This is a genomic window from Erythrobacter sp. MTPC3, from assembly GCF_042854385.1.
Taxonomy (GTDB): Bacteria; Pseudomonadota; Alphaproteobacteria; order Sphingomonadales; family Sphingomonadaceae; genus Erythrobacter.
Genome location: NZ_BTGP01000003.1, coordinates 97,733 through 121,433 on the forward strand (window position 1 = coordinate 97,733; position 23,701 = coordinate 121,433).

Annotated in this window: 23 protein-coding genes; 6 read left to right on the plus strand and 17 right to left on the minus strand. The window is 60.2% G+C overall.

Features of this window, described 5'->3' with window-relative positions:
- Positions 1–3 precede the first annotated feature (3 nt).
- On the minus strand, positions 4–1,455 hold the full coding sequence (locus ACGHU1_RS05135) for an amidohydrolase (protein ID WP_390584148.1): 1,452 nt from the start codon (positions 1,453–1,455) through the stop codon (positions 4–6).
- A 48-nt stretch (positions 1,456–1,503) separates the two neighbouring features.
- Between ACGHU1_RS05135 and ACGHU1_RS05140 the strand changes: the two genes are divergently transcribed.
- The 3 genes from ACGHU1_RS05140 to ACGHU1_RS05150 are packed head-to-tail and all read left to right on the plus strand — an operon-like array spanning position 1,504 to position 4,496.
- Complete coding sequence (locus ACGHU1_RS05140) at positions 1,504–1,938, plus strand: hypothetical protein (RefSeq protein ID WP_390584150.1); 435 nt, start codon at positions 1,504–1,506, stop codon at positions 1,936–1,938.
- The gene (locus tag ACGHU1_RS05145; RefSeq protein WP_390584151.1) at positions 1,931–2,890 is read left to right on the plus strand and encodes a sterol desaturase family protein; all 960 of its coding nucleotides are present in this window, start codon (positions 1,931–1,933) and stop codon (positions 2,888–2,890) included. Before ACGHU1_RS05140 ends, ACGHU1_RS05145 begins: the two co-directional genes overlap by 8 nt.
- Before the next feature lie 22 nt (positions 2,891–2,912).
- Positions 2,913–4,496: a GMC family oxidoreductase gene (locus ACGHU1_RS05150; RefSeq protein WP_390584153.1), complete on the plus strand. Its 1,584-nt coding sequence runs from the start codon at positions 2,913–2,915 to the stop codon at positions 4,494–4,496.
- Positions 4,497–4,658: 162 nt separating this feature from the next.
- On the opposite strand, the gene ACGHU1_RS05155 is transcribed toward ACGHU1_RS05150, so the two are convergent.
- The 11 genes from ACGHU1_RS05155 to ACGHU1_RS05205 form a co-directional block, all read right to left on the minus strand.
- Positions 4,659–5,987 (minus strand): ammonium transporter, encoded by a 1,329-nt coding sequence (locus ACGHU1_RS05155; RefSeq protein ID WP_390584156.1) that lies wholly within the window; start codon positions 5,985–5,987, stop codon positions 4,659–4,661.
- A gap of 13 nt (positions 5,988–6,000) precedes the next feature.
- Positions 6,001–6,339, minus strand: coding sequence for a P-II family nitrogen regulator (locus ACGHU1_RS05160; protein WP_390584159.1), 339 nt, complete (start codon positions 6,337–6,339; stop codon positions 6,001–6,003).
- Positions 6,340–6,578: 239 nt separating this feature from the next.
- Positions 6,579–7,136: a pyridoxamine 5'-phosphate oxidase family protein gene (locus ACGHU1_RS05165; RefSeq protein WP_390584162.1), complete on the minus strand. Its 558-nt coding sequence runs from the start codon at positions 7,134–7,136 to the stop codon at positions 6,579–6,581.
- A gap of 31 nt (positions 7,137–7,167) precedes the next feature.
- Positions 7,168–8,064, minus strand: a complete 897-nt coding sequence (locus tag ACGHU1_RS05170) for an alpha/beta fold hydrolase (protein WP_390584164.1) — start codon at positions 8,062–8,064, stop codon at positions 7,168–7,170.
- A 49-nt stretch (positions 8,065–8,113) separates the two neighbouring features.
- Positions 8,114–9,646, minus strand: a complete 1,533-nt coding sequence (locus tag ACGHU1_RS05175) for a peptide chain release factor 3 (RefSeq protein WP_390584167.1) — start codon at positions 9,644–9,646, stop codon at positions 8,114–8,116.
- A 21-nt stretch (positions 9,647–9,667) separates the two neighbouring features.
- Entirely contained in the window at positions 9,668–12,067 is a 2,400-nt protein-coding gene (pheT, locus tag ACGHU1_RS05180) for a phenylalanine--tRNA ligase subunit beta (protein ID WP_390584170.1), read from the minus strand.
- Positions 12,064–13,164: a phenylalanine--tRNA ligase subunit alpha gene (pheS, locus tag ACGHU1_RS05185; RefSeq protein WP_390584816.1), complete on the minus strand. Its 1,101-nt coding sequence runs from the start codon at positions 13,162–13,164 to the stop codon at positions 12,064–12,066. Before pheS ends, pheT begins: the two co-directional genes overlap by 4 nt.
- A gap of 108 nt (positions 13,165–13,272) precedes the next feature.
- On the minus strand, positions 13,273–14,169 hold the full coding sequence (locus ACGHU1_RS05190) for a helix-turn-helix domain-containing protein (protein ID WP_390584172.1): 897 nt from the start codon (positions 14,167–14,169) through the stop codon (positions 13,273–13,275).
- Between the two features lie 145 nt (positions 14,170–14,314).
- The gene (gene rplT, locus ACGHU1_RS05195; protein ID WP_390584175.1) at positions 14,315–14,674 is read right to left on the minus strand and encodes a 50S ribosomal protein L20; all 360 of its coding nucleotides are present in this window, start codon (positions 14,672–14,674) and stop codon (positions 14,315–14,317) included.
- Between the two features lie 50 nt (positions 14,675–14,724).
- Entirely contained in the window at positions 14,725–14,928 is a 204-nt protein-coding gene (rpmI, locus tag ACGHU1_RS05200) for a 50S ribosomal protein L35 (protein WP_390584178.1), read from the minus strand.
- A gap of 304 nt (positions 14,929–15,232) precedes the next feature.
- Positions 15,233–16,015 (minus strand): inositol monophosphatase family protein, encoded by a 783-nt coding sequence (locus ACGHU1_RS05205; protein ID WP_390584180.1) that lies wholly within the window; start codon positions 16,013–16,015, stop codon positions 15,233–15,235.
- A 201-nt stretch (positions 16,016–16,216) separates the two neighbouring features.
- Here ACGHU1_RS05205 and ACGHU1_RS05210 point away from each other — a divergent pair, with 201 nt between their 5' ends.
- Positions 16,217–17,269 (plus strand): helix-turn-helix domain-containing protein, encoded by a 1,053-nt coding sequence (locus tag ACGHU1_RS05210; RefSeq protein WP_390584183.1) that lies wholly within the window; start codon positions 16,217–16,219, stop codon positions 17,267–17,269.
- Positions 17,270–17,278: 9 nt separating this feature from the next.
- Here the strand turns inward: ACGHU1_RS05210 and ACGHU1_RS05215 are convergent, their stop codons facing one another.
- The 3 genes from ACGHU1_RS05215 to glpX all read right to left on the minus strand — a co-directional run bounded on the left by ACGHU1_RS05215 (position 17,279) and on the right by glpX (position 19,880).
- A complete protein-coding gene (locus ACGHU1_RS05215; RefSeq protein ID WP_390584186.1) occupies positions 17,279–18,214 on the minus strand; it encodes a ribose-phosphate pyrophosphokinase in 936 nt (311 codons plus the stop codon).
- 90 nt (positions 18,215–18,304) lie between these two features.
- Complete coding sequence (locus tag ACGHU1_RS05220; protein WP_390584188.1) at positions 18,305–18,577, minus strand: DUF3703 domain-containing protein; 273 nt, start codon at positions 18,575–18,577, stop codon at positions 18,305–18,307.
- Between the two features lie 265 nt (positions 18,578–18,842).
- Entirely contained in the window at positions 18,843–19,880 is a 1,038-nt protein-coding gene (gene glpX / locus ACGHU1_RS05225; RefSeq protein ID WP_390584192.1) for a class II fructose-bisphosphatase, read from the minus strand.
- Between the two features lie 85 nt (positions 19,881–19,965).
- Here glpX and ACGHU1_RS05230 point away from each other — a divergent pair, with 85 nt between their 5' ends.
- Positions 19,966–20,562 carry a hypothetical protein gene (locus tag ACGHU1_RS05230; protein ID WP_390584195.1) on the plus strand — a complete coding sequence of 199 codons (597 nt, stop codon included), beginning with the start codon at positions 19,966–19,968 and terminating at the stop codon, positions 20,560–20,562.
- The gene (locus ACGHU1_RS05235; protein WP_390584197.1) at positions 20,559–21,134 is read left to right on the plus strand and encodes a hypothetical protein; all 576 of its coding nucleotides are present in this window, start codon (positions 20,559–20,561) and stop codon (positions 21,132–21,134) included. Before ACGHU1_RS05230 ends, ACGHU1_RS05235 begins: the two co-directional genes overlap by 4 nt.
- Positions 21,135–21,157: 23 nt before the next feature.
- Here ACGHU1_RS05235 and ACGHU1_RS05240 read toward each other — a convergent pair whose 3' ends face one another.
- Positions 21,158–22,510 carry a homoserine dehydrogenase gene (locus ACGHU1_RS05240; RefSeq protein WP_390584200.1) on the minus strand — a complete coding sequence of 451 codons (1,353 nt, stop codon included), beginning with the start codon at positions 22,508–22,510 and terminating at the stop codon, positions 21,158–21,160.
- Between the two features lie 125 nt (positions 22,511–22,635).
- Positions 22,636–23,535 carry a hypothetical protein gene (locus tag ACGHU1_RS05245; protein ID WP_390584202.1) on the minus strand — a complete coding sequence of 300 codons (900 nt, stop codon included), beginning with the start codon at positions 23,533–23,535 and terminating at the stop codon, positions 22,636–22,638.
- Positions 23,536–23,701 lie beyond the last annotated feature (166 nt).

Sequence of the window (23,701 nt, forward strand, 5' to 3'; positions counted from 1 at the left end):
ACCCTATTTGCGATAATCGAGCGGCGGCTCCCGATCCCCGAGGAGCGAACGGTATTCGTAATCCTCTCCGCGCGCTGCCTCAAACTCGGCTTTCGCGTCGGCTCGCAGCTGCGGATTGGTGAACAGCTCCACTGCCATAAGTGACATCGCCTTGGCCGCGTTTTGGGTGCCTTTATATCCGATTGAGTGCCCGCTGGCGGCAACGGCTTGCCAGCTGTGTGCGCTGGTGCCTGGCACCCATGTCGCGGTGCGCACGCCTACGGTTGGCGTGGCCCAGGAGACATCGCCTACATCGGTTGATCCATATCCAAGGCTTTTCTCATATTCACCGACTTCGAGTGCGCTTTCCAAAGGCAGCGCCGCGTCACCCAGCGAAGCCTGCAATTGCTCCGCCCATGCGCGCTCCGCATCGGTGTATTCGACCCCGCCGACGCTGCGCAGCTTGGCATCCATCACCTTGGCCAGTGTTTCGTTCACGAGAAGCGGATTGTTGCCGTGGATCACTTCCCACGTCACCTCGGTCCCGGTGCCCATCGCCGCGCCGCGTGCCGCCTGCTCCAGCCGCTCCCAAATGGCGTCCACACCATCGGGATCGGGGTGACGCACATAATAGAACACCTCGGCAAAGTCGGGGACCACATTGGGAGCATTCCCACCGCTGGTGATGACGTAGTGCATCCGCGCATCCTGCGGCATATGTTCATGCAGCATGTTAGCCATCATGTTCATCGCCTCTGCCCCGTCGAGCGCGCTGCGTCCGCGCTCGGGCGCTCCTGCCGCGTGGGCGGAGATCCCGGTGAAACGGAATTTGGCTGAGCGGTTCGCAAGGCTGGTCCGTGCTGCCGCGCTGTTTTCATCATCGGCGTGCCAGTGGATTGCGATATCGACATCGTCAAACATGCCTGCGCGGGTCATGTAGACCTTGCCAGAGCCGCCTTCTTCTGCCGGCGTGCCATACAACCGGATGCGGCCCGGCGTCCCTGTTTCCTCAAGCCAATTCTTCACCGCAATGGCAGCCGTCAGCGATCCTGCACCAAACAGGTTATGCCCGCAGGCGTGGCCTGCATGTTTGCCTGCAATCTGATCGCGCGTTGCCGATGCGGACTGGTTGATGCCGGGAAGCGCATCCATTTCTGCCAGGATTGCGATGACGGGGCCGCCCTCGCCCCATTCAGCTAGAAATGCAGTGGGAATTTCTGCGATCCCGCGCTCTACCGCAAACCCTTCTGCGGCAAGCTCGCTTTGCAACAGATCGGTCGTGCGGGTTTCGAGGTAGCCGACCTCTGCAAACTCCCACAATTGCTGCGCAACGCGCGCGGTCCGATCCGCATCAGCCTCCACGAATGCGACAGGATCAACGCCCATCGCAGAATGATCGTCCGCAGCGACAGGCGCGCTCGCAAAGACGAAAGCCGCCATGGCGGACGCGGTAAACAGTGTGGTCGGCAGTTTCATTGCATTCCCCTTGTTCTCTTGCCCCTTGCTTGCCGTAAAGTTCGGCCCGTGCCAATCCACCGCATCATGAACATCCACCCGCAGATCCTGATTTTTGCCGTATCGCTGGCGGCGATCTTTGCGCTCACGGGGCTGGCTGTCATGTTGCGGCTGGGCGGACAGCCCTTGCTATCCAGCAGCGACGATGCACGGCGTGCCGCCAGCGAAGTCGTCGACGGGTTCGATCCATCACGCCTTGCCATCGCCAAATCCGGCGATGCGGCAATCCTTCAAGACAGCGCAGGTGGCGTGATGGTGATCAAACGTCACGGAAACCGCTTTGCCGGGCGCATCCTCACAGCCGGGGCCAAAGCTGACTGCGATGGAGATCGCATGTCGATTCGCACGGGCGAGCGGCAGTTCGGCACTGTAACGCTCGAGGTGAATGACGCGGCCGCTTGGGCAGATGCGATCAATCGGCTAGGCAGTTCCGGCAATGCCTGAATTCTCACCCACCCAATTTGCCGTGCCGCTGTTTGTGATCGCCGTTCTCGCAGAGATGATCTGGGCGAAATTCCGTGCGCCTGCCTCTTACGAACCAAAAGATACGCTGGTCAGCCTCGCATTCGGGCTAGGCTCGACTGTGGCGGGCGCTCTGCTGGGCGGATTTGCGCTGTTCGTCTTCATCGAAGCCTATGAATACCGCGTCTTCGATATGGGGCCGCAATGGTGGAATGTCTGGTGGGCGTGGCCGCTGTGCTTTGTCCTGGACGACCTCAAATATTACTGGGTCCACCGCGCCGGGCACCGCATCCGGTGGTTCTGGGCGAGCCATGTGAACCACCATTCCAGCCAGCATTACAACCTGTCCACCGCCCTGCGTCAAAGCTGGACCGGCGCTTTTACGCTCGGCTTTCTGTTTGCCTTGCCGCTGGTACTGCTGGGCTTTCACCCGGCGATGATCGCGATCTGCGGCGGGTTCAATCTGATCTACCAATTCTGGATTCACACAGAGGCGATAGACCGGATGCCGCGCTGGTTCGAAGCGGTGATGAATACGCCAAGCCACCACCGCGTGCACCATGCGACAAATCCGCGCTATCTCGACCGCAATTACGCAGGTGTTTTTATCGTCTGGGACAAGATGTTCGGGACATTCGAGCCAGAGCGCGGTGATGACAAAGTCCGCTATGGCATCGTAAAGCAACTGGGCAGTTTCAACCTGTTATGGGCGGTCTTCCACGAATGGATCGGGATGATCGCGGACATCTGGCGAGCGCCCTGGCGGCATAAGCTGTCCTATCTTTTGCGAGAGCCGGGCTGGAGCCATGACAATTCGCGCGAAACCTCAGACATGATCCGACAGCGTTGGCGTGCCCGCCAAATGCCGCAGCAGCACGCCGAGGAACCGGTTGCGACAAGAAACTCGATTGAAAGCCCCGGCGAAGCGGCTTAACTCTTCTGTCAGAGGAGAGAGCATGGAAAGTTTCGATTATATCGTCATAGGCGGCGGCAGCGGCGGAAGCGCGGTTGCCGGACGGCTTGCCGTAGATGGAACCCGCAGAGTATGTCTGCTGGAAGCGGGCGGGCGCAACGACAATGTGCTCATCAAAACGCCCGGCTTCATGCCCTTCATCCGCAATTCTTCGAATTACAAATACGATACCGTCCCCCAGCCCGGACTAAATGGACGCATCGGCTATCAACCGCGCGGGAAAGGGCTGGGCGGATCGTCGGCCATCAATGCGATGGTCTATATCCGCGGCAACAAATGGGATTACGACAACTGGGCGGCTATGGGCTGCGATGGCTGGGCGTATGACGATGTGCTCCCGTATTTTCGCAAAGCCGAGGCGAATGAGCGCGGCGCGGACGAATATCACGGCGAAGGCGGGCCGTTGTTTGTCTCTGACCAGGTCGATCCCAACCCTGTCAGCCACGCCTTTGTCGAAGGGGCCGCCGCGCTGCAGCTTCGCACCAATGACGATTTCAACGGAGAGCGGCAGGAAGGGTTCGGCCTTTATCAGGTAACCCAGCGGAGCGGCGAACGCTGGTCGGCATCGCGCGCCTATGTCGAGCCGATCCGGGATCAGGGCAATTTCGCTGTCCGCACCAACACTCTGGTCGAGAAACTGGAAGTCGAAGGCGGGCGTGTCACCGGGGTGCGAGTGCGCCGGGGCAATCGCAGCGAGATGATTTACGCACGGCGCGGTGTGATCCTGTCGGCGGGGGCGTTCAATTCTCCGCAAATCCTGATGCTGTCCGGCATCGGACCTGCAGCCCATCTGAAAGACCAGGGTATCGCCGTGTTGGCAGACAGGCCCGAGGTCGGCGAAAACCTGCAAGACCATATCGATTACGTTTCCGGCTGGTCCACAACATCCGATGTGCCGATAGGCGGGACGCTGAAAGGCACGCTTAAAATGGCAGGCGCGATCCTTCAGCATCGCCGCAGCAGAACCGGCGCGATGACCACATGCTATGCCGAGGCAGGCGGTTTCTGGACAGTCAAAGACGGCGCGCCTGCCCCCGATGTGCAGTGGCATTTCGTCCCCGCCGTGCTGGAAGATCATGGCCGCGAGAACGTCAAAGGCTACGGCTTTTCGCTGCATGCCTGCGTGCTTCGGCCGGAAAGCCGCGGTAATGTGCAGCTGGGATCGGGTGATGCTGCCGCGCCGCCGGTCATCGACCCCAAATTTCTCAGCGATGACCGCGATATTGAGGTGCTGCGCGAAGGCGTGCGGCTGTCACACCGGATCGCCGATGCACCGCCGCTTCAGGCGTTCGGCCCAAGCGATCGCCACCCGGTTGATTTGAACGATGACGATGCGCTCGACGCGCTGATCCGCACCCGCGCCGACACCGTCTATCACCCGGTCGGCACCTGCCGCATGGGGTCGGACAAGGACGCGGTGGTCGATACGAAGCTGAAGGTGAACGGGGTCGATGGCCTGTGGATCGCCGACGCAAGCGTCATGCCCAAAATCGTCAGCGGCAACACCAATGCCCCGTCAATCATGATCGGCGAGCGCTGCGCGGACTTCATCAAAGCGCAGGAATGATTCGTCGGGGCGATTCCCGGCCCCTCTCCATACAAAGACGAAAAAAGAGGCCGGAGCGAACATGCCGCTCCGGCCTTCATTAGTCTGTTCGTTCGCAGGAGGAACGTGTTGAGGCGGGGAAAGGGGAGAGGAGAGAAGTCTTCCCCCGCCAAACGGATGCGCTCAGGTTCGAGCGAATTCAGGATAGGCTTCGACACCGATTTCGGCTTTGTCGAGACCGCCAATTTCGTCTTCTTCGCTCGGACGGACACCGATGGTGTATTTGAGAGCGACCCAGACGATGGCAGAGGCGCCGCTGACCCATACTGCGGTGAGGAGGACGCCCACGAGCTGACCGAGCAAGGTCGCATCGCCGGTCCACGCCACGATCAGGGTGCCCCAGATACCTGCGAACAGGTGAACCGGGATTGCGCCGACCACATCGTCGATTTTCATCTTGTCGAGCATCGGAACAGCGAAGACCACAATCACGCCGCCAATGCCGCCGATCAGGATCGACTGGCCCACGGAAGGTGCAAGTGGTTCAGCCGTGATCGAAACAAGGCCGGCCAGCGCGCCGTTGAGCGCCATTGTAACGTCCGCTTTCTTGTACAGGACCTGCGTCAGGATGATCGCAGTCACCACACCGCCAGCAGCGGCCATGTTGGTGTTCACAAAGATCTTCGACACGTCCGAAACATCGCCAACTGTGCCCATCGCAAGCTGCGATGCGCCGTTGAAACCGAACCAGCCGAGCCAAAGGATGAACGTGCCAAGTGTCGCCAGCGGGATGTTGGTGCCGGGGAAGACGTTGACCTTTCCATCAGGGCCATAGCGGCCGATGCGCGAACCGATAATCAGTGCGCCCATCAATGCTGCCCAACCGCCGGTCGAGTGCACCAGGGTGGAGCCTGCAAAATCGCTAAAGCCCCATTCGCTGTCGAGGTAGCCGCCGCCCCATTCCCAGCCGACCACGACCGGATAGATAATTCCGGTGAGGACAGTGACGAAAATGAAGAACGGAACGATCTTCACACGCTCTGCCACGGTGCCCGAAACGATTGAGGCGGTCGTGGCGCAGAACACCATTTGGAAGAACCAATCCGATGCCACCGAATAGCCGGTTTCGGTATCGGCTTCACCCACGCCTTGCATCGAATAGATCGGGCCACTTTCAGCCATTCCGAACAGACCGCCGAAAAGGAAATCGCCCGGATAGGCGATGCTGTAGCCGATCACCCAGAACATCAGGCCTGCAATCGAATACAGGCCAATGTTCTTCAGACACTGGGTCGAGGTGTTTTTGGCACGAACAAGTCCGGCCTCCAGCATGGCAAAACCCGCCGCCATCCACATGACGAGGAACCCGCCGATAAGGAAGAGGAGGGTGTTGAGAATATAGGCTGTGCCGCCGCCCACTGCCTCGGCAGCAGGCACCGCTGCGAGCGCGGGCTGGGCGGAAAGCCCGGCGCCGGCTGCAAGAGCGGCAAGTTTCAGGAAAGTACGCTTCATGATGCTTGCCCCCTTAAAGTGCTGTTTCGCCGGATTCGCCGGTGCGAATACGGGTTGCCGATGCGAGATCGAGCATGAAAATCTTGCCGTCGCCGATGGCTTCGGTGTTGGCTGTTTCCTGGATGGTCTCGACCACCTGCGCGGCGATATCGTCGCTCGCTGCGATCTCCAGCTTCACTTTTGGAAGCATGTTGGTCGAATATTCCGCACCGCGGTAAATCTCGGTTTGCCCTTTCTGGCGTCCGAAACCCTTGACCTCAGATACGGTCATCCCGGCGACACCGATGGCCCCCAGTGCTTCACGGACTTCATCGAGCTTGAATGGCTTTATTATGGCGATGATGAACTTCATCACTGACCCCCTTTGGCTCACCGGGCGCTTCCCGGCAGGGGTTAGTCAGCAAGAGCCGTGCCAATTCCACGAAACGCACATTTCACAGCAAAAACTGCAGCCGCACACCGGTCATAGGCAACAGGTCTGCTCAAAATTTAATCTTTTGGTCATAAATTAGGCAGGCTTGGACGAAAAGTTGCCTTAATCAGGCGGAGCGGAGTCATTTATATCCCCTGTACCCTGCTTGACTGCCCAGTTTATTCGCCGCTGATAAAGCGGTCCGTAGCGCGGGTTGGCAGCCCGTCGATGCTGCGCACCCGTTTCGCCGTCTTGCCCGTCCATTCCTCGGGCTCGCTCTGTCGGTGCGCTTTCTTGAGCGTTTCGCGCTCGCCCTCCAGCGTCATGAATGGCACGCCCCAGCCGCATGATGTCTGCACGCTTTCCACCTCGATATCGAAGATTTGCCGCGTTCCGGGCATCATGGTGAAGTACGAGGCGAGATTTTCCCACCCGGCATCCTGCGGCAGGATCGGCTGCCCGCGGCCATAAATGCGCAGGATCAGCGCCGGGCGGTCAAAATTGCAAAACATCACCGTGATGCGGCCATCGGCAGCCAGATGCGCATGCGTCTCGTTCCCCGATCCGCCCAGATCGAGATAGGCGACCCGCGTCGGCGACAGGACGCGAAACGCATCATACCCTTTCGGACTGAGGTTTATCCGCCCCTCCGCCGCAGAGGTTGCAACGAAAAAGACCGGCTGCGCCTCGATCATCGCGGTGTGCTTTGGTTCCAGCGCATCGAAGAAATCGGACATGATCGGCCTTTCGCGAATATGGTCTTCGGGATCAGAGGAAGTCTTTCACCACTTCGATAAATTTGTCGAACTGGTCATGGTGCAGCCAGTGTCCCGCTTTTTCAAACTCGATCACTTCGGCCGTGCTGAAATGTTCGATGCGACCATCCTGTGCCGGATTGGATGCCCAGCTGTCTGCACCGTACAACAATAGCGTGGGACAGGTGATCGCCGCCCATGTGGCCTCGATGAATTCATCGGCAACATCTTCGACGCCCCAGACATTCAGATGCGGGTCGAATTTCCACGTGTAGGTGCCATCTTCATTGCGGTTCACCCCGTGGACCGTCAGATGGCGGGCCTGTTCCTCCGTCAGGTAGGAATTTTCCTCGATCATGCGCGCAAACGCTGCCTCGATGGTTTCATATTTGCGCGGAGAACGCCCTGCGGCCTTGCGCTTCTTGCCGATCCATTCGCGCATCCGTTCGGGATACGGGGTGGCGCGCTGTTCCTTGCGCCATTCGGGAGACGGGCCCAGCCCTTCGATGGCGACCAGTTTGGTGACCATTTCAGGGAACATCCCGGCATAGCGCAGCGCGACATTGCCGCCCATCGAATGCGCGATCATGCGCACGGGGCCAGCGCCAAGCTGGTGGATCAGCTGGGCGAGGTCATAAACCATATCGCCAGCGGAATAATTGCCGTCGGACACCCAGTCACTGTCACCGTGGCCGCGGTGATCCATCGCGATGACGTGGTAATCTTGGCTGAGGGCCTCTGCCGTCCAGTCCCAGCTGCGCGCATGATCGCGGCCGCCATGCACCAGCACCAGCGGGGGCTTTCCCTCACCGCCAGCCGATCCGCCCCAATCTTCGTAATTGAGACGCAGACGCTGCGAGATGAAGGTTTGTGATGTCGGGCCGAAGCGTGCGGGCGTGTATCCGTTCATGACAGACCACATGCCGCGAACAGCGTGCGCTCGCAAGCCTGCTGCCCGCTTACCGCTCTTTCGTGGCGGAGAAGTTCAGTTCGGGGTTCTTTTCGACCTGGTAATTCACATCCCACGGGCTTTTCGCCATGAACACCAAATCCCCGTCACGGTCCCGCGCAAGATTGGCGCGGTTGAAACTTTCAAATTCGTCCAGCGCCTTCTGATCGCCTTTAAGCCAGCGCGCGGTGGCAAATGGCGATGCCTCCAGAGCGGCCTCGACCTTGTATTCCGCCGAGAGCCGCGAAATCAGCACGTCCAGCTGCAATTGGCCGACCACGCCGACAATATGCTGCGCGCCAATCTCTGGATAGAACACCTGGATCACGCCCTCTTCGGAAAGGTCGTCCAGCGCCTTTCGCAGCTGCTTGGTTTTGGTCGGGTCTTTCAGCTGGACACGGCGCAGGATTTCCGGCGCAAAGTTCGGCAGGCCGGTAAAACGCACGGTGTCTTTTTCCGAAAGCGTATCGCCCACGCGCAAGGTGCCGTGGTTCGGGATGCCGATAATATCGCCCGCCTCGGCAGTATCGGCGATCTCGCGGTCTTGCGCGAAAAACAGGATCGGGGAATGAACCGCGATGGGTTTGCCAAGGCCGGAAGGCGTCAGTTTCATGCCGCGTTTGAACGTGCCCGAAACCTGCCGCATGAATGCAATCCGGTCGCGGTGGTTTGGGTCCATATTGGCCTGCACCTTGAAGATGAAGCCGGTGACCTCGTCATATTCGGGCGTAATCCTGTCATCGCCAGCAGGCTGCGGACGCGGCGGCGGAGCATACCGGGCAATCGCATCAATCAGTTCCGTCACGCCAAAATTCTTTAGCGCCGACCCAAAATACACCGGCGTCAAATCGCCGCTGCGATACGCCTCAAGGTCGAATTCAGGATAGCCGACCTGAGCCAGTTCAGCCTCTTCCGCCCATTCGGCAGGGATCTGCGGATCGCTTTCGCGCTTGCCCAGAAACTCTTTCGACGGTCCTTCCGGGCGGCTGACTTCGCCGCTTTCAAAATCGAGTAGCCCCTCGAACTGGCCGCCCATCCCGATCGGCCACATTTGCGGCGAGACATCGAGCGCGAGCATATCGGCCACTTCGTCCAGCGTCTCAAACGGATCGCGGCCCTCGCGGTCAACCTTGTTAACGAAGGTGATAATCGGCACATTGCGCAGCCGGCACACTTCGAACAGTTTGCGGGTCTGCGGCTCAATTCCTTTGGCAGCGTCAATCACCATTACGGCGCTGTCTACGGCGGTTAGGGTCCGGTAGGTGTCTTCTGAAAAGTCTTCGTGGCCCGGAGTGTCGAGCAGGTTGAAGGTGATTTTCTCGCCCTCATACTCTTTCTCGAACGTCATCACGCTGGACGTGACCGAGATGCCGCGTTGCTGCTCGATCTTCATCCAGTCAGAACGCGCCCGGCGGGCCTGCCCGCGCGCCTTTACCTCGCCGGCAAGATGGATCGCACCGCCTTGCAGCAGCAGTTTTTCAGTGAGCGTCGTCTTACCCGCATCGGGGTGAGAAATGATGGCGAAGGTGCGGCGGTTGGACATGATCGGCAAGCGGCACGGAGATTATCCGCGCAGCACTGCTCCCTGCTTGGCCGCGCTGGCGACGATGGCGTCCGAAATCTTTTTCAGATCGGTATCCTTGAAGGTATTTTCCTGCGGTTGCAGCGTCACCTCGACAGCCACCGATTTCTGGCCCTCGGGCACACCCTGTCCGGCGAACACATCGAACACACGCGCATCGACGATGTTTTTCTTGTCCGCCCCCTTAACGGCGCGGACAAGCTCGCCAGCGGCGAGCGTCTCAGGCACCAAAAACGCAAAATCGCGTGTGACCGATTGCAGTGCGGGCGGCGCAAAACTTGCCCGGGCAAAGCTGGCCGCGCCCTTGACGGCTTTCTTGCCCGGTATCGCATCGAGGAAGATTTCGGCAGCCGCGACAGGCCCATCCATATCGAATGCCTTCAGCGTCGCTGGGTGAAGCATGCCAAATCGCGCCAGAACCTTCTTCGGACCCAAGCGCAGCGTTGCGGACTGTCCGGGGTGGAACTGTGCGCCCGCCTCGCCCATCACCATCAGCTTGTCCGCCGGCGCGCCAGCCGCGCGCAGCAATTCGAGCGCGGCGCTTTTGGCGTCGTAGGCATCGAACATCTGCGCCTTGCCATCGGTCCATCCACGCGCAGTTTTCTCGCCCGCCAGCACCACGCCCAGAGTTGCGCGTTCATCGCTGAGGCGATCATTACCGCGGAAATAGCGCCGGCCCAGCTCGAACAGGCGGGTCGATGCGCCGCCGCGCGTCGCGGCGCGCTTTGCCGCTGTCAGCAGGCCCGGGATCAGCGAGGGGCGCATCACTTTCATGTCTTCGCTGATCGGGTTGGCGAGGCTCCACAGCTCCTCACCATCGGCGAAATGCGCGGCTTCTGCTTCGGGCAGGAAAGACCACGTGATTGCCTCGTTCAACCCGCTTGCCGCAGCCGCGCGGCGCAGCTTGCGCTCCAGCACCTGCTCAGGTGTGGCCGTCGGACGGGCAACGCCCTCGCTGCGAGGCAAGGCAACGCTTTCAACCTTGTCGAGACCGTAAATGCGAACCACTTCCTCGACCAGATCGGCCGGCCCTTCGATATCGTGACGGCGCAGCGGGCAAACGACCTGCCAATCGTCGGAAACCTCAAAATCAAGGCTTTCGAGAATCCGGCGCTGCTCATCGGCTGGCACATCGACCCCGCCAAGCTTTTTGGTCAGCGCGGTATCGAAAGCGACAATCTTCACCTCGCTCGGCGGCTTTCCAGCATGGACTTTTTCGCTCGCCGTGCCGCCTGCCAGTTCGGTGATCAGACCGGTCAGCAGGTCGAGGCCATCATCCAGAAACGCAGGGTCCACCCCGCGCTCAAACCGGGTGCGCGCATCCGAGGCAAGGCCAAGTTTGCGCCCGGTCACACCAATACGCGGCGGATCGAAATAGGCAATTTCCAACAGGATATCGGTGGTGTCTTCGGACACTGCGGAATTCTCTCCGCCCATGATCCCGGCAATATCGTGCACCTCTGCATCGTCCGCGATCACGACCATGCTTTCATCCAGCGTGTAGGTCTTTTCATTCAGCGCAAGCATCTGCTCGCCGGCTTTCGCACGGCGCGCTCTGACCGGGCCTGACAGCTTGGCAAGATCGTAAACATGCGCTGGACGGCCATAGGCCAGCATCAGGTAATTGGTGAGGTCGACGAGCAAGGAGATCGGCCGCTGGCCCGCGCTTTTCAAACGCAGCTGGAGCCAGTCGGGCGACGGGCCGTTCTTTACGTCTTTAATCGTGCGCCCGTAAAACGCCGGGCAGCCGTCTGGATCATCGGTGCGAATTTCGACCGCGCAATCGCCTTGCGCTTCGAAATCGGGAACCGCGATGGGTTTCAGAGTGCCAAGGCCTGCTGCGGCAAGATCACGGGCAATGCCGTAAACGCCCATGCAGTCAGGCCGGTTAGGCGTGATCGCGACATCAATGATCGGCGATGAACCGTGGTAGTCGGCAAAGCTGTGGCCGACCGGCGCATCATCGGGCAGTTCGATAATGCCGTCATGGTCTTCGCCCAATTCCAGTTCGCGGACCGAGCACATCATGCCATTGGATTCGACACCCCGGATCGCGCTTTTGCGCAGTTCCATGCCATTTGACGGGACAACCGCGCCCGGCTGGCCAAGCACGCCCATCATCCCTGCGCGCGCATTTGGAGCGCCGCAGACGACCTGAAGTGGATCGCCCTCGCCAGTGTCGACCGTCAGCACCTGCAGCTTGTCGGCATCAGGGTGTTTCTCTGCGGTCAAAACCTTTGCCACGGTGAAACCGGCCAGCCGTTCGGCGGGATCTTCGACGCCCTCGACCTCCAGGCCGATTGCATTGAGGCAGTCGGTAATTTCACTAAGAGAGGCGTCGGTTTCGAGGTGGTCTTTCAGCCATGTAGTCGAAAACTTCATGATGCCACTCCCACACCTGCGGAAAGCGTCGGCTGATCGACCGCGCCGAATCCGTAATGCGATAGCCAGCGGGGATCGCCGTCAAAGAAGGCGCGCAGATCGTTCATCCCGTACTTCAGCATGGCGATCCGGTCGATTCCTAGGCCAAACGCAAACCCTTGGTATTCGTCGGGATCGACACCCGCCATCTTGAGCACACGGGCATTCACCATGCCGCTGCCGCCCAGCTCCATCCAGTCATGCCCATCGGCATCGCCGTGCCCGCCAACCACGCGGCGATTGCCCTCGTTGGAATAGCCGACATCGACCTCCACGCTTGGTTCGGTGAAGGGGAAGTAGGATGGCCGCAGGCGCAGCGTGATATCCTCACGCTCAAAGAAAGCCTTGAAGAAAGTCTCCAGCGTCCATTTCAAATGGCCCAGGTGGATATTCCGGTCGACGACCAGGCCCTCAACCTGATGGAACATCGGCGTATGCGTCGCATCGCTATCGGAGCGGTAGACGCGGCCCGGCGCAATAATGCGGATCGGCGCGCCCTGTTCTTTCATCGAACGGATTTGGACCGGCGAGGTGTGCGTGCGCAACAGGATTTCGCCGCCATCGGCGGTCTTGTCCGGGAAATAGAACGTGTCGTGCATAGCGCGGGCGGGATGACTTTCATCCATGTTGAGCGCGGTGAAATTGTGCCAATCATCCTCGATTTCAGGGCCGGTGGCGACGGCGAATCCCAGATCCGCGAAAATCTCAGCCAGCTCGTCCATGACTTGGCTGACTGGGTGGACAGAGCCGCGCGGAGCCTCTGGCGCGGGCAGTGTCAGATCAAGCGTTTCACTGGCAAGCTGCGCTTCCAACGCGGCGGTTTCCAGCTCGCCTTTCTTGCCGTCGATTGCAGCCGCGATCTCGGCTCGGATAGCCTGAATTGCCGGGGCCGCTTCCTGCCGCTCTTCCGGGCTCATCTGCCCAAGTGTTTTCAGCGCGAGGCTGACCCAGCCCTTTTTCCCGAGCGCAGCGACGCGCTGTTCATCAAGAGCTTCCAGCGAAGCGGCCTGCGCAATCGCCCGAAGGCTCGCGTCTTTCTGTGGTGTCAAATCGGTCATCATCTGGCTCAATCAATTGAGCGCGTCCGCTAGCGAGAAATGGCGCTCAAGGCAAAGAGCCTTTGCTGTAGCGGCGTGATTTATCGCGCGCGGTTGCACCTTTTCCCGTTACGGGCGGTCCAGCGCCTGCGCTGCGCTGCCCCAGATCCGGGCGCGCGCTTCCATGAATGATGACAGGATCGGATGGTCGAGCGCGGCATATTCGCTCGGGTTCATGGTCATGAATTCGTGGAATTCGCGGGTGAATTGTGCCTGATCGTGGTAATCGGCATCCATCGCTTCTGTCCAACGGCTACCCCGATGAAGCATGTAGCTGGTCAGGCTGCGGATGAAGCGTTGCCTGCGCATCAGCCGTTTAGGTGTAAATCCGAAATACCGGCAGCAGACCCGTTCCAGAGTGCGGATGCTCATACCGCATGCTTCGGCGAGGTCTTTCACCGCAAGGAAAGAGCCATCGACCAACGCATTGTGCACGCGCAGGATCTTCGGTTCATCGCGGCTGGGCTGCATCAAATTTTCCATCGTCGCGGCGATCAGCGCAGCCTGCTCTTCGCGCGTTGCATCAAGATCGCACAGCACATCGGACAGGACTTCAAATTTGGCAAACGCCGAACTGTTCCGGCCGTCCCAAGCGGTGTTGGCTAACGAATGCGCATCTTCGTCGATGAAACGCGCCCAGCCCAGCGGTAGGAACCCGATGCCCCACATCTCGCAAGAGCCGAGTTCAAAATGGCAGGGCAGCGAACTCGGCCCGGTGGCATTGAAGCGCGCACCGGAAATCTTGCAATCGGCAAGCTCGGCTTTTGGCGAAGATCCTGCGAAGAAGCGGATGTTGCTCCATTCAGGCTGGAGGAAATCCTCGATCGTTCCGCCGTTTTCGACTTGCAGGGAGAGATGGTAGAAGGTCGTAAAGCAGCCATTAAACTGGCTCGGCGGCGTGTGGAAATGGCTGCGGACGGTGTAGTCCGGCTGGCCCGTTTTGCCCTGATCGCCCCTTGACACCATTGACCCCACTTGCAGCGCTTGTCGCATTCTTACAAGAAATGTCGTGCTTACGCAAAGCAAACAGGGGCACATGCGCAAACATGTGCCCCTGTTGAAACGGGTTTTGGGTTCGCCGCCAATTCAGGCGGTTAGCCGACCAATGCTGTTAAGCTGGCAGTGCGTTTTTCGCCTGGGCGATAATAGTCTTGAACGCCGCCTCTTCGTTCATGGCCAGATCGGCCATAACCTTGCGGTCAAGCTCGATACCGGCGAGTTTTACGCCGTGCATGAACTGCGAATAGGTCAGACCTTCGGCGCGAACCGCTGCGTTGATGCGCTGAATCCAAAGAGCGCGGAAGTTGCGCTTTTTGATGCGGCGATCGCGGTAAGCATACTGGCCAGCCTTTTCGACGGCCTGACGCGCGACACGGATGGTGTTCTTCCGGCGACCGCGATAGCCCTTGGCTTGTTCTAAAAGACGTTTGTGCTTCTGGCGCGTGGTGACGCCGCGTTTAATGCGAGGCATATCTGTATATCCTTTGTCTGGCGGGTGAGGAGCCGGGGCTCACTCAGCCCTCAATCGAGGCCGTAAGGCGCCCATTTCTTGATCGTCGCGGTATCGGCGTCCGAAAGGACCTTTGTGCCGCGGTTCTGGCGGATATACTTCGCATTGTGGTGGGTCAGGCGGTGACGCTTACCAGCGACGCCGTGCTTGACCTTACCGGTTGCGGTGATTTTGAAGCGTTTCTTCACACCGCTTTTGGTCTTAAGCTTGGGCATTTCTATCTCCTTTGATCAGAGACACATTGGACCAGCCCTGGCAGCCCTTGTCGCCAGGCCGGACTCGAAATCTGTGTCGTGAAGGACGCGCACATAGCGGTTTAGCGCAGCTTTGCAAGTGATTCGGGGCTGCATAATGCCAATCCGGTCATGAGACATGGACCGCATGTTACACGGTCCTGAGGGCAAATTGCAGCGCCCGAAACCCGCCGTGCAAAACGGCTTGCTTAGCGAGGTTAGGACAGCGATGACCATCCGCGCAGCCATAAGCCGAATGCCGCAGCGTAGGAAAGCGGCCCTCACCCTACCCCATAGCCTCCAGCACCTCTTCAAGCCGGGCCGGTTCGCCCAGCGCGATAACCGTGCCGTCGCTGTCTGCATCCAGCGGATTGCCCTGCCAATCGCTCATCATGCCGCCCGCGCCCTCAACCACCGGGACTAGCGCGGCGTAATCGTGAATCTCGAGCCCTGCTTCACAAACGAGATCTATATGCCCGCTCGCGAGAAGGCCGTAATTGTAGCAATCGCCGCCGTAGATGATCGGCGCCTGCACGGCATTACCGCCCACCGTCTGGGCCAGCGCCATATATCCATCGGCCTGATCGGAAGAGAAATAATGCGGGCTGCTGGTGGCAAGGCTCGCGCCGGGCAGCTCGCGGCATGGCCGTGTCCGCACGGGCAGACCGTTTAGCGTGGTGCCCTCACCGATCCGCCCGATCCAGCGTTCCCCTGCGACGGGCTGGTCGATCACGCCCAGAACCGGCCAGCCATCCTGCATCAGAGCGATCAGCGTGCCGAATATCGGGCGGCCAGCCATGAAACTGACGGTCCCGTCGATCGGATCGAGCACCCATTGGCGGCCCGCACCTTCGTTACGCGTCCCGTATTCCTCACCGATGATGCCATCATCGGGATGACGCTCCTCGATGATGGCGCGCATCGCGGCCTCTGCGGCGCGATCCGCTTCGGTAACGGGTGATCGGTCAGCCTTTCGCTCCGCGCTCCATTCTCCGCGAAACAGCGGACGGATCGCATTGCCGGCCGCATCTGCAAGAGCATTGGCAAGTTCAAGATCGGACGGTTTCATCGCAAGGTCTTTCATAATCGGGGGAGCGGTTTGCACGCGTAAACATCGCCAGGACGCGGCGGTCAAACGGTATTCCAGTACGATCGCACACAGGCGCAATTTGCCGGTTCCGTCCTAGACTGTAAGATCGACACAGGTGGATAGCCATAAATCTGGAGGATTCTGGGTCGCACCTGAACCAAAAGATGCGCGAGGTCGCACATGCGTAATAGGGTAGAAAAGCCGCCCGGCACTGCTGCGGCGGATGACGGATCGAACCGTATTGAGCAGGGGCCAAAAAACTTCCCCGAAATGCGCACCGCGCTTGGCTACTCACGTCAGGGCGAACCGCTTTCGCTGAACCGCGCCCCAGCAAAAGAGATCGCGCCCTGGGTTGCGCGGGTCTATTCCACCAAAGTCGAATTGGCGCCGGGCGATCAGGTGTCATGCGGGCTTATTTCCGACGTTCCGGTCATGCGTGTGCTGTTTTCAGGAGCCTGGACAGCCCAGACCCGCGATGGCCACGGACGATACGGGCCGAGTGCGTTGCTGTTTGGCGCTCACACCAAACGTATGCCTGTCACGGTGCGCGACAGTTTTTCAACCGTCGGCGTCTGGCTGAAACCCGGCGCGATGGCCGCTTTGAAAGGGCCGGACGTTGCCAGCACGCTCGACCGGATCATCCTGTACGATCATATCTACGGAAATGAGGAATGGGGTTCGAGCCGCAAACTGCTCGAATGGTTTGATCCCGGTGGGACGCCAAAACGCTGGATGCGGGTTGGGGAAAAGCTGGTTGCACAATTGATCGAACTGGCTGGCGGCAAGCGTCCCGATCCGATCATCGAGCAATTCGACAAGGCCGCTTTCCGCGATCCAAATCTCAATATCGGTGAATTTGCAAAAGAACATGCGATCGAACGGCGGCGGCTAGAGCGGCTTATCAAGCACGGATACGGCCAGACCGCGACGCAGGTTTTGCGCCGCGCGCGTGCGCTGGACATCGCCGCCCATCTGCGCGGCGTTGCAGATGATAGCGAGGCGGAGGATGCTGCGCTCAGATTCTTCGATCAGTCGCACATGATCCGTGAGTTCAAGACATTCTTCGGCATGACACCGCGCCAGTTTGCCACCACGCCGCAGCCCTTCATGGCGATAACGCTGGAGGCGCGCCAAGCAAGGCGATTGGAGACGATCGGCAGGATGGAGCCTAACGCTCCGCCGCCGTGGCGTGACCCGGACTATTACGCTTTGCGCCGGGCGGCTGTAAGATAACCGGGCGCGTCAGTCGAACAGCGAGCTGACGCTGCTTTCATCGGCGATCCGCCGGATGGCCTCACCCACCAGCGGTGCGATGGTCATGATGCGGATACGGTCAGACGCCTCGGCAGCTTCTGTCGGGCGGATCGAATCCGAAATCACCAGCTCTTTCAATTTCGAACCGTTGATCCGCGCCACCGCACCGCCCGACAAAACACCGTGGGTGATGTAGGCCGCAACCGATTTTGCTCCATTTTGCAGCAGCGCCTCGGCTGCGTTGCACAGCGTTCCGCCCGAATCGACAATATCGTCGATCATGACGCAGTGACGCCCTTCGACCTCGCCGATGATGTTCATGACTTCACTTTCGCCCGGACGATCGCGGCGCTTGTCAACGATTGCGAGCGGTGCGTTGTCGAGCCGCTTTGCCAGCGCGCGGGCACGGACCACACCGCCGACATCGGGGGAGACGACCATCAAATCCTGATCGCCGTAACGCGCCTGAATGTCAGCTGCCATCACCGGTGCGGCGTAAAGGTTGTCGGTCGGAATATCGAAGAAGCCCTGGATCTGGCCCGCGTGCAGATCGACTGCCAGAACGCGGTCTGCTCCGGCCTCTGTGACCAGATTGGCGACAAGTTTTGCCGAAATCGGTGTGCGCGGTCCGGGTTTGCGGTCCTGCCGGGCATAGCCGAAATACGGGATGACGGCAGTGATCCGGCGGGCCGACGCGCGGCGCAGCGCGTCGATACCGATCAGCAATTCCATCAGATTATCGTTCGCAGGAAAACTGGTCGACTGGACGATAAATACATCTTCGCCGCGCACATTCTCGTGAATCTCGACGAACACCTCCTCGTCGGCAAAGCGGCGCACGCTCGCATCGGTAAGAGGCATTTCAAGATAGGCCGCGATGGCCCGGGCAAGCGGCAGGTTTGAATTGCCGGACATGATTTTCATCGGTCGCGAATCCCCGAGAGACAAATGGTTGCCCTCGCCTAGACGAGAAGCAGTGCAACGCAATAGTGGGCGCGCAGCTTTGTCCTCAAGTCAGCGACTGTGCCGCGCGATAATCGCGGCAAGATCATCGGGCAGCGGCATCGGCTTAATCGGGCTGACATTGGCGCCTCCGGTGTTGCCCGTCGGGATCCATCCGATGGCGGTTTTCGTGGCCGCACCTATAATCCGCAGCAGCTGGCCTGCGACTTCGCGCGGCTCGCGCTCTCGCAGACCCCATTTCAGCATCAGCACGTGAACGCGCACATGATCGCGCGTAGAATACTGGCTAAGGATTATGCGCCCGCTCCAGATGGGCGAACTCACACCCGCGATCGCCAACCATCTTAGCGAGGTGAATTTCCCGATCAACATAGTCTGTCAGGTTCGGCATCTTGTCATCCTCCTGCCCGGAAAATAGCAAATGAGTTGCGGATTGCAACTGGTATTGCGGGGCGACACAGCAGGTGGAGAACCGTGGCTCTGACCGCGGGGCCTAGCTCGTCCGATGGGGAGCGATGCGGTGCTGGCCTTTGATCCAGCGCGCTTTGCTACATGATCCGTGCGAGGACCCTCGCCCTTACCGCGAGGTCTAGCTCGTCCGATGGGGAGCGATGCGGTGGTGGCCTTTGATCCAGCGCACGGTGCCGGAACTGGCGCGCATGACGACGCTGTCCGTGGTCATGATCGTCGCGCCTGTCGATTTACGGCGGCGTTTCACTCCGTCCAGAAGCGAACCTGAAGTCACGCCGGTCGCAGCGAAAATGCAGTCGCCTTTGGCCAGCTCTTCCAGTTTGTAGATGCGATTGAGGTCGGTGATGCCCCACTTCTTTGCCCGGGCACGCTCATCATCGTTGCGGAATACCAGCCGGCCATTGAACTGCCCGCCGACGCAGCGCAGCGCCGCTGCGGCGAGCACGCCTTCGGGCGCTCCGCCCTGGCCCATATACATGTCAATCGTGGTGTCCTGATCCGTTACCGCGATCACGCCTGCAACATCGCCGTCGCCAATCAGGACAACGCCGCAGCCCAGTGCGCGCAGTTCTGCAATCAGATCGGCATGGCGCGGCCGGTCAAGCACACACACAATGATATCGGACGGCTCCACACCCTTTGCTGCCGCGACCGCTTCGACGTTTTCGGTAGGGGTCTTGGCGAGGTCGATCACGCCTTCGGGGTAGCCGGGACCAACGGCCAGCTTGTCCATGTAAACATCAGGCGCGTTGAGCAGGTTGCCCTCTTCCGCAGCCGCCAGCACGGCGAGTGAGTTCGGACCAGCCTTTGCCGTGATGGTCGTCCCTTCCAGCGGATCGAGAGCGATGTCGATCTTCGGCCCCTTGCCCGGCGCGCCGCCGACCTTTTCGCCGATATACAGCATCGGTGCCTCGTCGCGCTCACCTTCGCCGATGACTACGGTGCCATCCATGTAGAGGTCGTCAAAGGCGCGTCGCATCGCTTCAACAGCGGCGGCATCGGCGGCCTTTTCATCGCCGCGACCGACAAGCTGCGCAGCGGCAACTGCTGCCGCTTCGGTCACACGCACCATCTCCAAAACGAGCACGCGGTCCAGCGCGCTTTCGGTTTGCGGCTCTTTATCGGCCAGAACGTCGGTATTCTCGATGGTATTCATGCGAAATTCAGTCCCCGTGGTCTTTCACACGCGTCAAAATGCGTGCATTGATATGCGCCGACCGCTTAAGCCGAAGGAGACGGGCTTGTCGAGCAATGCTGCACCCGTTTTGCGCTTATGCGCCGTTTCGGCACTGATCGCCAGTCTGGCCAGCGTGCCCGACCCTCTCGCAGCCCAAGATGACCCTGCCGTGACGCCTGCGGTCGATGCCTCAGAGCAAAGCGAACCTGCGCCCCGTCCGCAGCCTCTCGATCTCTCAGTCACCGTCCCGCGCGACGAGTCTGACCAGCTGCTAGAACAGGATTGCGAACGTGAAGCCGATGCCGGGAGGATCGCGAATGAAATCGTGGTCTGCCGCCAACTTGGCGAGGCAAGCGATGGTTCGTGGAACAAGGCCGAGTGGGAAAAACGGTATGCCGAGCGGACAAAGGGTGGCAGCACACCCAACACTTTCGGTATCCCCAACCATGGCAATTCAATCGGCTTTGGCTCCGTCCCGCCGCCCGCGCTGCTCATCGATGTCGAGGCTCTGCCCGAAGCGCCAGCGGGATCGGACGCAGACCGGATCGCCCGCGGTCTGCCTCCGCTGGGGGAGGACGAGGAGCTTTCTCCCGAAGAGATCGCCAAACGCCGCCGCGCGCTGGGGCTCAACGCGCCGCCGGTCGAACCCGCGCCTGAATGAGGCGGGCCGCGCTACCCCTGATAGCAGGCGCAGCGCTGCTCACCGTCTCCGCGCCCTTAGCCGCACAGGAGGAAGCCGAAGCCGATGACGGCAATCTGGTCATCGACATTCTGGTCGAGCCGCCCGAACCCCCATCGCCAAGCGAAGCCGAAATCCGCGAGTGCGAGGCTGAAATCGACGCGGCTCGCGTCACGCGGGAGATTATCGTCTGCCGCCAGATCGTCGAAAATCCGAATGATTATTACAGCGGTAGCCGCGCCGATGCACGCCGCAATTATGCCGAAGAAACCGTCTTTGCAGGCACAATTGCTGCGCCGGACGTCGCTGGCGAAGGCATATTTCGCGGCGAGCCGTCGATCAGCGGCCTATGCTTCTTTCCGCCATGCCCGAAAGACCCGGCCCTGATGATCGATGTCGAGGCATTGCCAGAGGCTCCGTCAGGTTCCGACGCGGACCGGATTGCGCAGGGGCTGGTCCCGCTTGGTTCGGATGACGAATTGTCCGCCGAAGAGATACAGCGCCGCTTGCGCGCACTTGAAAACGCTGTTCCGCCCCAGGACGAGCCCGAATGAAGCGGCGTTTCAGCAAAGCATGATCAGTTTGGCAGGATCGGCATGACCAGCGGTTCTCCTGTCAGGCTGTCCGACCCTTCGAGCAGGTCGAGCGCCTGACGCACACAGCGTTCCGGTCCCTCATGCGTGACCATTGCGACCAGCACTTCGGTGCCTTCGTTCGCGCGGCCCTGCTGGATCAGGCTTTCGATGGATACGTCCGCATCGCGCATCGCAGCCGTAATCTCGGCCAGCACACCGGGACGGTCATTGACGGTAAAGCGTATGTACGTTCGCTCCATCCGGTGCCCCGGTTCTGCCGGGCCAAGCGCGGCAAGCTGCGCTGCTGGCATGGAGAACGGCGCACCGACTTCCCCGCTTTTGCCGTGAGTGCGGGCAATATCGATCAGATCGGCGACCACCGCGCTGGCTGTTGGTCCGTCGCCTGCGCCTGCGCCCTGAAACAGCAGGCGGCCTGAAAAATTGCCTTCCGCCACGACGGCGTTGGTTGGGCCATAAACCGGCGCAAGCGGGTGATCTTTCGCGACCAAGCACGGGCGGACACGTTGCAGCAGGCGCGCATCGGCGCCTTCACCTTCTACATCAGCCTGCGCGATCAGGCGGATTACAAAGCCAAGTGCATCGGCTTGCGCAATATCGGCAGCGCGCACCTGCACGATACCGGTGGTGCGAACCGAGCCGAAATCGACCCGCGCACCAAACCCGATTGCCGCCAAAATCGAAAGTTTATGCGCGGCATCGATCCCTTCAATATCGAAGGTCGGATCAGCTTCGGCGTAACCCAGCTTCTGTGCCTCGGCGAGAGTCTCTGCAAAGTCTGCGCCGGTCTCTTCCATTTCGGAAAGGATGTAATTGCAAGTGCCGTTGAGAATGCCGTAAACCTTGGTCAGCGCATTGGCCGATGTTCCTTCGCGCAATCCCTTCACGACGGGAATGCCGCCAGCAACAGCAGCCTCGAATTTCAGCGGGACACCGCCCGCTTCGGCCAGTTCAGCCAGCGCAAGGCCATGATGCGCAATCATCGCCTTGTTCGCCGTAACCAGCCCCTTGCCCGAAGACAGCGCGGCACGCGAGGCGGCGAGCGCCGGGCCGTCCGATCCGCCGACCAGTTCCACCATCACATCGATATCCGGGCGCGATGCCAGCGCGCTCATATCGTCTTCCCACGCAAATGGGGTGATATCGACGCTGCGCTGCTGGGTGCGGTCACGGGCGCAGACGGCGACGACCTCTATCGGCCTGCCCGCGCGTGCGGCGATCAGGTCGTGATTGGTGTTAAGGAGCCTGATGACACCGGCACCCACTGTGCCGAGGCCTGCGATAGCGATGCGCAAAGGTTCAATGCGGCCGGGCGCAGGGATCGAATTTTCGGACAAAGGAGGCTCCAGTCAGGCGGTGCAGAGCGCGTCCGATTAAACCAAGCTGCCGCGCGGTCAAGGAATTGAAAATGACGCGCGTTAAAGCTGGGCTTGCAATGATTGGCGACTCGCTGATGCTTTCGCTATTCGGTAATTGCGCGGTCACATTCCCCCAACTGCTCAATTACAAAAGCGTAGTCGGCAGCGGCCAGACGGCGCGCCGCCGCATCGCGGGCCAGATTGGCACTGCTGGGCAATTCTGCCGGCAGCGCGCAGGCAAGCCTGTACCAGCGCAGTGTGCCGCGTTCCGGTGATCGGGCCGCAGCGTCGATAATTTCGCCCCAGGAAACACCCCAGACCGGTGGTTGGCCCGGGCGGCGCAGCACGGTGAGCGAGACCGGCGAGCGGTCCTGTGTGCGCAGGAAGACCTGCGTTTCTGATTCTCCGGCCAAAGTGCCCTGCACTGCGAGAGCATCGGCAATCCCTTCCACTACTGGCGGTAGATCGGCCGAAGACAGCGACGTTAAAACTGGGCGAAGGCGGGCCTCGAATTCCGGCGAATATGGCAACTGCCCGTTGGGACCGATCAGCTGTATTTCCTGCCCCCGACTTGAGACGGGCCTGCCCGGCACGGTGTTGGCAAACAGCAGCACCTGCTGCTTTTTCAGCTTGGGCGGTTTGCCATCTGCATCCAGCGGGACATCTGCCAGATAGACTATCGATTGGCCAATTGCGGTGTCACCCGCGATCAGCGCCTGGGTGTCGGCTTCTATATAGAGCCGTGCGAATCCGGGCTGAAGCCCCGGCGCACGTTCGGCGATGACACGGGTCTGCCTGCGAATCTGGGCACGAATGACAAGTTCGCTTTGTTCGGCAATGCGGACCAGATCGGCATATGTCGCGCGATCGGCTGCGCTTTGCGTTTGCGCCGCGGCGGGAACAGCGGCGATTGTTGCCGCCCCTGCAAGCGGGGCGGTTGCAGCCAGCGCAAGTGTTGCTAGACGCTTGAATCCAATGTTTAATTTTTGGTTAATGATCGCCATTGTTTAAAAATTCCCGGCCGGTTTTGCGGCGTTCTATGCAGACTTTCACATTTGAAAGGAAGCGCAGTGAATTGCCCCTGAACCGATAAAGCGTTTGATTGCCCAAGGGTTGACCGTTAAAGCCTAACCGTCTTGTGAGGCATCTGGGGACATCGTCCTCACAAGG